Here is a 10,317-nt window from a genome sequence, read left to right as displayed (position 1 = left end):
GCCCAGCATTTCGAAGAAGGTATGGTGGCGCGCGGTGTAGCCGACGTTTTCCAGGTCGTTGTGCTTGCCGCCGGCACGCACGCACTTCTGGCTGGTGGTGGCGCGGGTATAGGCGCGCTTTTCCAGGCCCAGGAAGCAGTCCTTGAACTGGTTCATGCCTGCGTTGGTGAACAGCAGGGTCGGGTCGTTCGCCGGGATCAGCGAGCTGGAAGCGACACGGGTGTGCCCTTTTTCTTCGAAGAAGCTCAGGAAGGCTTCACGGATTTCTGCGCTTTTCATAGGGATATCCACGGAATCAGGCGGCCACGGCAAAGCCGGCGAAGCAGACAAAGTGAAAACGTAGCGAGCGAAGGTCAGGCAAGGCAAAAAACGGAGAAGAAGCGCAGTTTACGGGTGTAAATGAGCATTCTGAGCCGGTTTTTAACGCAGCATGACCGAGCGCAGCAGTTTTCACGCAGTCTGCAAAGGGCCGCATTATATCGGGCCCACCGCGCGCGGCTAGTGCCTTGTTGATAGCAAGCGCCTATCGGGCGCTGCGGTTACGACTCAAAGCGAGCGAAAAGCGGCAAAGGCCTCGATCACCTGCTCGATTTGCTCGGCGCTGACGTCCAGATGGATGACCAGACGCAGACGTGGCGCGGCGCTGACGGCGATGCCGCGCTCGGCCATGAAGGCCTTGATCTGCCCGGCACGCTCGCCAAGCTGCACATAGACCATATTGGTCTGTACCGGCTCGACGCTGTAGCCCAGTTCGCTCAGTGCTACGCCCAGGCGCTCCGCGTTGGCGTGATCCTCGGCCAGGCGCTCGACCTGATGCTGCAGCGCATGCAACCCCGCCGCCGCCAGTACGCCGGCCTGGCGCATGCCACCGCCGACCATCTTGCGCAGACGCCGCGCCTTGGCGATCAATTCCGCACTGCCACAGAGTACCGAACCGACCGGCGCACCAAGGCCCTTGGACAGGCATACCGAGACCGAATCGAAATGCCGAGTGATTTCGCGTGCCGGCACACCCAACTTGACCGCTGCGTTGTACAGGCGTGCACCATCCAAATGCAGGCTGAGGCCGCGGCGGCGGGTAAATTCCCGCGCAGCCGCCAGATACTCGAGGGGCAGCACCTTGCCCTGCATGGTGTTTTCCAGGGCTAGCAGACGGGTGCGAGCGAAGTGGAAGTCGTCCTGCTTGATCGCCGCCTCGACCTTGGCCAGGTCCAGCGAACCATCGGCCTCGCCGTCGATCGGCTGCGGCTGGATGGAGCCGAGCACCGCGGCGCCGCCACCCTCGTATTTGTAGGTGTGCGCCTGCTGACCGACGATATATTCGTCACCGCGCTCGCAATGCGCCATCAGACCGAGCAGATTGCTCATGGTACCGGTGGGCACGAACAGCGCCGCCTCGAAGCCTAGCTCGGCCGCCAGCCAGGACTCCAAACGGTTCACTGTGGGGTCTTCGCCGTACACATCGTCGCCCAGCTCGGCGGCCATCATGGCTTCGCGCATGGCGGCGGTAGGTTGGGTGACGGTGTCGCTACGCAGGTCGATCAGGGGCATGGCTGGCTTTCCGTTCTTTGGCGAAAGGTCCATGCTAAAGCGCTCGTTCGGGCGGTGAAAGGTACAGTTGAAGGTAAAAAGCGGATTAGCCTGGGAGGCGCTTCAGCGGGTAGCCCGGATGCAATCCGGGGCAAGGGGCCGGGAACCCCTCGGTTTGATCCGAGCGACGAAACTGTGGGAGCGGCCTTGGCCGCGATGTTTCTTCTCCGCGCCATTCGCGGACAAGTCCGCTCCCACAAGCGCCCCGTCGGTACTTGGCCGGATGGAAAAACCGGGAGGATTGCATCCGGGGCAAGGGTCGGAAACCCCCGGTTTGATCCGAGCGACGAAGCTGTGGGAGCGGCCTTGGCCGCGATGTTTCTTCTCCGAGCCATTCGCGGACAAGTCCGCTCCCACAAGAGCCCGCCGTTACTTGGCTGGTTGGAAAAACCGGGAGGATTACATCCGGGGCAAGGGCTAGAACCCCGGATTGATCCGAGCGACGAAGCTGTGGGAGCGGCCTTGGCCGCGATGTTTCTTCTCCGCGCCATTCGCGGACAAGTCCGCTCCTACAGAAGCGCGCCGTTACTTGGCTGGTTGGAAAAACCGGGAGGATTGCATCCGGGGCAAGGGCTAGAACCCCGGGTTGATCCGAGCGATGAAGCTGTGGGGGCGGCCTTGGCCGCGATGTTTTTCTCCACTCCATTCGCGGACAAGCCCGCTCCCACAAAAGCCCGCCGCTACTTGGCCGGATGGAAAAAATCAGCCGAGAATTGCATTCAGGCTACACCAGGCCGGCACCATCGGCAGGGACGATCAGGATGGCGGCGCGCAGGCCGTTCTTCACCTTGGGGTTGGGGAAGATGATACGCGCGCCCTGCTCTTCGACGATCCAGCGGGTATCGGCGATATCCTCGGCGAGCAGGTAGCCAGGCTCCAGCTCGGTGAAGTTTTCGATATCCGCCGGCAGGTGTAGCTGGAAGCTGTCGCTGTGCTTGATGACTTCACGCGAGACCGAAAACAGCTGCATGCCATCGAGCGTCGGCTCGCCGCTGATCACCTCGCGACCTTCGATCAACGCGTGCAGGGCGTTCTCCAGCAGGTCGAGGTTGACCAGCTCGTTCTGTCCGAAGGCACGGGCCTTGCCCAGCTCCAGGGTAAAGGCTTCGGCACCGAGCTGCGCGTAGGTGTAGGCACTGAATGTGGTCGACGCCTTGTTCTGCAGCAACACCGCCTCAATACCGGCAGCGCGCAGGCGCTCCAGTTCACGACGCGAATGCGCGCGCCCCTCTTGCCACGGATAGAGAGCGAACTGCTCGATCCTGGAGGCGCGGATTGCGGTATGCAGGTCGTAGTGCAGACGCGTGCGGCCGGTGTCCTTGCCGAAGAAATTGACGGCTAGGTGCTCCAGATCGCAGGCGCGGATGGCCTCGAAGCCGCTGGACTGCTCGTGACGCCCACTGAACAGGCGATTGAGGTCCTGCTCGAGGTAACGCTCGCCACGGCGCATGGCCTCGGGGTTGCCGAACAGAAAGAGAATGCGCGCCGCAGGGTGCAGCTCGCCCCGCGCGATGCCGCGCAGCAGACGGTCGAGCAATTCGATCGGCGCGGTTTCGTTGCCGTGGATGCCGGCCGACAGCAGCAGGTCAAGGCCATTGTCGCGCGCCGCAGGCGGGGTCACCTCCAGCGCGCCTTCGTCCAGCCAGCGCAGACGCGTACCATCGGGCGTCAGTTGAATCTTCGCCGACGGCTCATGGCCGGCCAGGGTCAGTTCAAGCAGTTTGCCGAGGGCAAGCATCGGATACTCCTCAGGGCTTAATGATTGCAGTCCGGGCCATGGACATGATCATCGTCGTCATCGGCGAGCGCCGATTCCATCTCCAGTTGCAGGCTGACCAGGTTGGTGGCCTGCGGACGCAGCAGCAGGTTGGCGTACTCGGTATCGCCCTCCTCCACGTCGACACCGATCAGCAACTGATCACCAACGGCCTGGACCCACAACTCCTTGCCTTGCCATACCACGGCGAAGCGGCTGCAGGAGGTTTCCAGTTGGGTGCCGTCGTTATCTTCAAGAATCAGTTGCAGCGCATCGCTCATAAAATCTCCGAGAGAGTTCTGAGGTGGATGTAACAAGCGACATCCACCCTGTGGGTCAGTTCAGTTGGAAAGGATAGACCGAGCCCAGTTTAAGGATCTGCGTCAGTTCATCCAATGCCGTGCGCGATTCGCTCAGCAATTGCGGATCGGCCAGGTCGGCTTCGCTCAGGCGGTCGCGGTAGTGCTTGTCGACCCAGGCCACCAGGGTATCGTGCAACGCATCGCTCATCACCACGCCCGGATTGACCGCCTCCAGTTCCTGTTCGTTGAGCGCCACGCGCAGGCGCAGACAGGCCGGGCCGCCGCCGTTCTGCATGCTCTGTTTGAGGTCGAATACACGCACCTCGCGGATCGGCCCGCCGCTGGCAGTCAGTTGCTGCAGGTAGCGCCAGACGCTGGCGTTGTTGCGGCACTCTTCCGGCACGATGAGCAGCATGCTGCCGTCGGCTCGGGTCAGCAGCTGGCTATTGAACAGGTAGGAACGCACCGCGTCCTGCACGCTGACCGCAGCGCCCGGCACGCACACGGCCTGGAAATTGCCACCACGCCGCGCCAGCTTGTCGCCCAGCTCAGCGAGAACCTTGTCGGTATCGAGGAAGGCGTCCTGGTGATAGAACAGCACCTCACCGTTGCCGACGGCGATCACATCGTTGTGGAACACGCCCTGATCGATCACCGCCGGGTTCTGCTGGGCATAGACCACGCCGGCCTCGCTCAGCCCATGCAGGCGCGCCACGGCCTGGCTGGCCTCCAGAGTCTGCCGCGCGGGATAGCGTGCCGGCGCCGGGTAACGGGTATCGAAGGCGCTGCGCCCATAGACGAAGAACTCGACCCCGGCATCGCCATAACCCTTGCAGAAGCGCGTGTGGTTGGCCGCGCCCTCGTCGCCGAACTGCGCCACGGCCGGTAGCGCCGGGTGATGGGCAAAATGGGCCTGATTGGCGAACATCGCCTGCAATACGCGGCTGGTGGTCGGGTGCTCGATGCTGCGGTGGAATTTGCAGTTGAGGTTGGCGGCGGTGAAGTGCACGCGCCCATCCGCCGTGTCGGCGCTGGGGCTGACGGTGCAGGAATTGGCCGTCCACATGCTCGATGCCGAGCAGCTTGCCACCAGCAGCGGCATGGCCTCACGCGCAGCGCGCTGGATCACCTCGACATCGCTGCCAGTGAAGCCCAAACGGCGCAACGCAGCGACGTCCGGGCGCTCCTGCGGGGCCAGTACGCCCTGCTTGAAGCCCATGTCCATCAGCGCCTTCATCTTCGCCAGGCCCTGCTTGGCCGCTTCCCGGGGGCTCGACACCACCTGGCTGTTGCTCTGCGAGGCGACGTTGCCGTAGGACAACCCACCGTAGTTGTGCGTCGGCCCGACCAGGCCGTCAAAGTTCATCTCATAGGCGGCCATCACAGAGTCACTCCCGGGGTCAGGGTCGCGGGCAGGGCCAGGCTTTCGCTCTCCAGCCCGGCCACCGGATAGGCGCAATAATCCGCGGCGTAGTAGGCACTGGCGCGGGGATTGCCCGAGGCGCCGATACCGCCGAAGGGTGCAGTGCTGGCGGCCCCGGTGAGCTGCTTGTTCCAGTTGACGATGCCGGCGCGGCTATGCAGCCAGAATTGCTCGAAGCGCGCGCGCGAGTCGGACAGCAGCCCCGCCGCAAGGCCATAAGCGGTGGCATTGGCTTCGGCGATGGCGGACTCGAAGCTTTCGTAGCGGATCACCTGCAGCAGCGGGCCGAAAAATTCCTCGTCAGCACGCTCGGCAACCGCCGTGACATCGAGGATGCCGGGCGTAAGCAACGCGGCGCCCGCCTGTGGTTGGGTCATTGCCAGCAGCACCGTGGCGCCACCAGCCAGCAGGTTCTTCTGCGCCTGCATCAGCTGCGCGGCGGCCTGCAGGGAAATCACCGAGCCCATGAACGGCGCTGGCTGCTCGTCGAAGCGACCGACCTTGATCTGTCCGACAACCTGCACCAGCCGCGCCAGCAGGGCGTCACCCCACTCCCCCTGCGGCACCAGCAGACGGCGCGCGCAGGTGCAGCGCTGGCCGGCAGAAATGAATGCAGACTGCACGATGGTGTAGACCGCGGCGTCGACATCGGCCACCTCATCGACAATCAGCGGGTTGTTGCCGCCCATCTCCAACGCCAGGATCTTGTCCGGACGGCCGGCGAACTGCGCATGCAGCAGGTTGCCGGTGCGGCTGGAGCCGGTGAAGAACAGCCCGTCGATACCGGGGTGGCCGGCCAGGGTCACGCCGGTTTCGCGGCCACCCTGCAGCAGACTGAGCACGCCTTCGGGCAGCCCGGCCTCGATCCAGCATTGCACGGTCAGCTCGGCCACCTTCGGCGTCAGTTCGCTGGGCTTGAACAGCACGCAGTTACCGGCCAGCAGGGCCGGCACGATATGCCCGTTGGGCAGGTGACCGGGGAAGTTGTAGGGGCCGAACACCGCCACCACGCCATGTGGTTTATGCCGCAGCACGGCGGTGGCATCGCCCAGCGGGCCGCTCTTATCGCCGGTGCGCTCGCGGTAGCTCTGGATGGAAATGGCAACCTTGCCCACCATGCTGTTCACTTCGGTGGCAGCTTCCCACAGCGGCTTGCCGGTCTCTTCACCGATCGCCCGCGCCACTTCGTCGGCACGCGTTTTCAGGCAGGCGGCGAAGCGCTCCAGCACCGCGATACGGCCATCCAGCGAATGCGCAGCCCACAGCGAGAACGCGCCGCGCGCAGCAGCAACGGCAGCGTCGACCTGCGCAGCAGTGGCGCCCTGGCCCTGCCAGAGCACGGCTTGGCTGACCGGATCGAGCGATTGCAGCGGCTCGCCCTGACCGGACTGCCACTGACCTGCGATGTAATGAGTGTTCATCTTGTTCTACCACTCCCAGCATTTTCCAGCAGCCTGCGTGGGCCGCCGCACAAACCCATAACTCAGCCGTGTGCCGCCAGCGGCACCGCGCGTACCTGATCACCCGCCCAAAGGCGCAGACGCTTGGCGGTCAGCGGATCGACCACCAGGGTGCCGGCCGCCAGGCGCGCCGGCGCGGCGGTAATGCGGCAGTCCTGACGCTTGCGGTTGTGCACCAGGAACTGCTCGGCGTCGTCGCCTGGCGTGCCGATGGCCAGGACCAGGTTCTGGCTGTCACGCACGGCACGGATCTTCGCGGTTTGCGCCTCGATGGCCGGGCCCGCGTCGAAGATGTCGACATAGCCCTGATAACTGAAACCCTCGGCCTTGAGCATGGCCAGTGCTGGCTCGGTATCCGGGTGCACACGACCGATCACGGCGCGCGCATCTTCGGAGAGAAAGCAGGTGTAAAGCGGAAACTTGGGCATCAGCTCGGCGATGAAGGCCTTGTTGCCAACACCAGTGAGGTAGTCGGCCTGGGAGAATTCCATCTTGAAGAAATGCCGACCGAGGCTTTCCCAGAACGGCGAACGCCCGCGGTCGTCCGACATGCCGCGCATCTCGGCAATGACCTTGTCGCCGAACAGCTCGCGAAACTCGGCGATGAACAGAAGACGTGCCTTCGACAGCAATCGACCATTGAGGCCGCTGCGGTGATCGGCGTGCAGGAACAGCGAGCACAACTCGGAATTGCCGGTCAGGTCGTTGGCCATGAACAGCGTCGGCACCTGGCGATGGATGTTCAGTTCCTGCGAAGCACTGACGGTCAGGCCGACGCGGTAGTTGTACCAAGGCTCGCGCAGGCCGACCGCGCCGGCCACCGCAGAAATGCCCACCACCTTGCCGGCATCGTCCTCGAGTACGAACAGGTAGTCGGCATCGGCACGCTCAGCCTCGCCGCGAAAGGCCTTCTCCGCCCAGCCGACCCGATGAGCCAGGCGCTCCTCGTTGGCCGGCAGCGTGGTCAGGCCGGCGCCGGTACTGCGAGCCAGGTCGATCAGGGCCGGCAAGTCGGCGCTGCGCACGGGACGAACAATCATTGGATCCTCCGGATCAGCTATTGGCTTCAAGCGCCAAGCTACAAGTCAGAAGCCAGGCTGGCTTACAGCCTGGGACTGCCGCTTCGATTCAAACCGCCACCAGGCGAACACTGCCGCCCTCGCCCACGCCGAGCACTTCTGCGGTCGCGGCGTTCAGGGTGACAGGCTTGCCCGGCACCCAGTCGAGATCGACGACGACGGCGCGGAAGTCCTGCAGCTGGCCGTTGCTGACCAGATACTGGCGACCACCGGTCTCGGCCTCGCCGATCTTCACCGGAACCAGACGGCTCTGCGCAATGCTGCGAATGCCCGAGGTGCGCGCATGCAGGGTCGGGCCACCGTCGAAGATATCGATGTAGTGATCGGTCTCGAAGCCTTCACGCATGAGGATGTCGAAGGTGATCTGCGCCCGCGGATGCACCTGCCCCATGGCCTCCTGCGCCTCGTCGGAGAGCAGAGGCACGTAGATCGGGTAATGCGGCATCAGCTCGGCGAGGAAGGTGCGGCTCTTGAGGCCGCACAGGCGCTCGGCCTCGGCGTAGGTCATGTCGAAGAAGTTGCGCCCCACCGAATCCCAGAACGGTGAATCGCCGCTCTCGTCGCTGTGGCCGACGATCTCCACCACCACCGCATCGGCGAAACGCTCCGGATGCCCGGCCATGAACAGCAGGCGTCCGCGAGAATTGAGTTCGGCGAATACGCTGCTGACCAGCGGGCGCTCGACGTAAAAACTGGTGAGCAGGCTGTTGCCGGTCAGGTCGTGACATAGCGACAGCACGTGAATCTTGTTGTGGATCTTCAGCTCGCGCGAGTTGTGCACGAAGGTTTCGTTGCGAAAGCTGTAGAAGGGTTCGGAATAGCCAGCCGAGGCGACGATGCCGGAACAGCCGACCAGTCGACCGCTGTCGGTGTCCTCGAGGACGAAGAAGTAGCTTTCCTCACCATTGAAACTGACTTCGGCGGCGAAGGATGCCTCCGATGCGGCGATCTTGTCGCCCAGCCGGCCTGCATCGTCCGGCAATGAAGTGACCCCCACCGGACTGTCGGCAGCCAGTCGCTGCACATCCGCCAGGTCCGCCATTTGCGCAGGGCGCATCACCAGCATGGGTCACTCCTTCTAAACACGGAAGCTGCAAGATTCGTAGTCAGGGTCGGGCGGACAGCCGCGGGAAACGCTTCAGCGGCGATTGTCGCGGCTAAAGCCCCTCCCACAGCATGTCAACGAAGACTCAGGCCGTCGTCAGTTTGCCCAGCGCACGCTCGAAACGGGCCAGGCCCTCTTCGATATCGGCCTCGTCGACCACCAGGCTCGGGGCGAAACGCACCACGTCCGGGCCGGCCTGCAGAACCATCAGGCCTTCAGCCGTGGCCGCGTCGAGCACCTGCTTGGCCTTGCCCACCCACTCGGCATTGAGCACGCAGCCGAGCAGCAGGCCCATGCCGCGCACCTGCTCGAACAGGCCGTACTGCTTGCCCAGCGCCAGCAGACGGGTCTTGAACTGTTCGCTCCTGGCCTTGACGCCATCCAGCGTCTGGCGGGTGTTGACGATGTCCAACACCGCCTCACCGACCGCACAGGCCAGCGGGTTGCCGCCATAAGTGGTGCCGTGGGTGCCCGGCGCGAAATGCTTGGCCAGCTCGGTGGTGGTGAGCATCGCCGCGATGGGGAAACCGCCACCCAGGCTCTTGGCGCTGGAGAGAATGTCCGGCACCACGCCGTAGTTCATATAGGCGAACAGCTCGCCGGTACGGCCCATGCCACTCTGCACCTCGTCGAACACCAGCAGCGCGTTGTGCGCATTGCACAGCTCGCGAGCGCCTTCCAGGTAGGCCTTGTCCGCCGGCAGCACACCACCCTCGCCCTGAATCGGCTCCAGCACCACGGCGCAGGTCTTGTCGGAAATGGCCGCTTTCAGCGCTTCCAGATCGTTGTACGGCACGTGGGTGATGCCTTGGATCTTCGGCCCGAAACCGTCGGAGTACTTCGGCTGGCCACCGACGCTGACGGTGAACAGGGTGCGGCCGTGGAAGCTGTTGGTGGCAGCGATAATTTCGTGCTTCTCCGCGCCGAAACGGTCATGGGCGACGCGACGCGCCAGCTTGAACGCGGCCTCGTTGGCCTCGGCGCCGGAGTTGCAGAAAAACACGCGCTCGGCGAAGGTCGCCTCGACCAGCTTCTTGCCCAGGCGCAGGGTCGGCTCGTTGGTGAAGACGTTGGAGATGTGCCACAGGGTATTGGCCTGCTCGGTCAGCGCCGCGACCAGCGCCGGGTGGCAGTGGCCCAGCACGTTGACGGCGATGCCGCCGGCGAAGTCGATCAGCTCTCGGCCGCTCTGATCCCAGACTCGCGAACCCAGGCCGCGCACAGGGACGAAGGCAGCAGGGGCGTAGTTGGGGACCATGAACTGGTCGAAGTCGGCGCGTTGCACCGCATCGTGCTGAACGGACATCAAAGCTCTCCTGATGAGAAATACCGGTCGCAGGCAGGCGGCGAAACGCCCGAAACGACTGGGAATGCAAGGATTGTAGGGACTGAATCAGGGCCGGCATTGTCGCCATGCGACAACTTCTTACAGCGCCACCCCAGGTTTTCCGCGGGTTTTCGTCCAAGCGACAGAAAGCGTCGGAAAGGCGCAGTTTAATCGCAGATCGCTGCTAGGAGCACGCCGCGGGGAAAAATCTCCGCAGCTTGACCGGTCGGTATCGAAACGCTCGCTTGCGTAGCTCGGATGAAATCCGGGATCGA

At 63.9% G+C, this 10,317-nt stretch carries 9 protein-coding genes; all 9 read right to left on the bottom strand.

From position 1 onward, the window contains the following. Positions 1 to 279, bottom strand: a 279-nt coding sequence (locus tag B3P22_RS13660) for an alanine--tRNA ligase-related protein (RefSeq protein ID WP_296271344.1), incomplete at its 3' end; no start/stop codon positions are given. 267 nt (positions 280 to 546) lie between these two features. After that, a complete protein-coding gene (gene ltaE / locus B3P22_RS13655; protein WP_296271343.1) occupies positions 547 to 1,551 on the bottom strand; it encodes a low-specificity L-threonine aldolase in 1,005 nt (334 codons plus the stop codon). Positions 1,552 to 2,314: 763 nt separating this feature from the next. Then, positions 2,315 to 3,328 (bottom strand): succinylglutamate desuccinylase, encoded by a 1,014-nt coding sequence (gene astE / locus B3P22_RS13650; RefSeq protein WP_296271342.1) that lies wholly within the window; start codon positions 3,326 to 3,328, stop codon positions 2,315 to 2,317. Positions 3,329 to 3,345: 17 nt separating this feature from the next. Next, entirely contained in the window at positions 3,346 to 3,627 is a 282-nt protein-coding gene (locus B3P22_RS13645; protein ID WP_197855862.1) for a topoisomerase II, read from the bottom strand. A gap of 55 nt (positions 3,628 to 3,682) precedes the next feature. Next, the gene (gene astB, locus B3P22_RS13640) at positions 3,683 to 5,029 is read right to left on the bottom strand and encodes an N-succinylarginine dihydrolase (RefSeq protein WP_296271341.1); all 1,347 of its coding nucleotides are present in this window, start codon (positions 5,027 to 5,029) and stop codon (positions 3,683 to 3,685) included. Continuing rightward, positions 5,029 to 6,492, bottom strand: coding sequence for a succinylglutamate-semialdehyde dehydrogenase (gene astD, locus B3P22_RS13635; RefSeq protein ID WP_296271340.1), 1,464 nt, complete (start codon positions 6,490 to 6,492; stop codon positions 5,029 to 5,031). The genes astB and astD overlap by 1 nt, the downstream gene beginning before the upstream one ends. 62 nt (positions 6,493 to 6,554) lie before the next feature. Next, entirely contained in the window at positions 6,555 to 7,571 is a 1,017-nt protein-coding gene (gene astA / locus B3P22_RS13630) for an arginine N-succinyltransferase (RefSeq protein WP_197855865.1), read from the bottom strand. A gap of 88 nt (positions 7,572 to 7,659) precedes the next feature. Further along, entirely contained in the window at positions 7,660 to 8,676 is a 1,017-nt protein-coding gene (aruF, locus tag B3P22_RS13625; protein ID WP_296271339.1) for an arginine/ornithine succinyltransferase subunit alpha, read from the bottom strand. A gap of 124 nt (positions 8,677 to 8,800) precedes the next feature. Then, positions 8,801 to 10,021, bottom strand: a complete 1,221-nt coding sequence (locus tag B3P22_RS13620; RefSeq protein WP_296271338.1) for an aspartate aminotransferase family protein — start codon at positions 10,019 to 10,021, stop codon at positions 8,801 to 8,803. Positions 10,022 to 10,317 lie beyond the last annotated feature (296 nt).

It is taken from the genome of Pseudomonas sp. UBA6323 (assembly GCF_002439135.1).
Taxonomy (GTDB): domain Bacteria; phylum Pseudomonadota; class Gammaproteobacteria; order Pseudomonadales; family Pseudomonadaceae; genus Aquipseudomonas.
The sequence above is the reverse complement of the archived record's forward strand: the minus strand, read 5'-3'. Positions and strand labels throughout refer to the sequence as shown.